1 pseudogene is annotated in these 337 nt (G+C 56.4%); it reads left to right on the top strand.

What is annotated here, in order from left to right:
- Window positions 1–213: pseudogene (locus EZM41_RS13725) on the top strand (permease); the annotation flags it as partial.
- Window positions 214–337: the final 124 nt, after the last annotated feature.

Here is a 337-nt window from a genome sequence, read left to right as displayed (position 1 = left end):
TACTTTGCCACCTTGACGGAGGTGCCCATCTTGCAGGCGCTCGTCGGCGCGGGGATGGGCAAGGGTCCTGCTCTCTCGCTTTTATTGGCAGGGCCGGCGATCTCTCTGCCGAGCATGCTCGTCATCCGAAGCGTCATTGGCACAAGGAAGACGGCCGTCTATGTCGCTTTGGTCGTCGTTTTTTATACCCTCGCCGGCGTTTCCTTTGGAGCATTTTTAGGTTGTGACGGCAAGTTCTACCTATGTGGCTCTGAGGTTAGGAGCGCTTCCGTGGCCTACGGTCTTCGTGGCCATCTTATCCCTCTCCGTTCTCAGGCTTTTGGGTCACACAAACATC

Origin of the sequence: Acetomicrobium sp. S15 = DSM 107314 (assembly GCF_016125955.1) — a bacterium.
GTDB lineage: Bacteria > Synergistota > Synergistia > Synergistales > Thermosynergistaceae > Thermosynergistes > Thermosynergistes pyruvativorans.
This window is presented reverse-complemented; position numbering and strand designations above follow the sequence as displayed.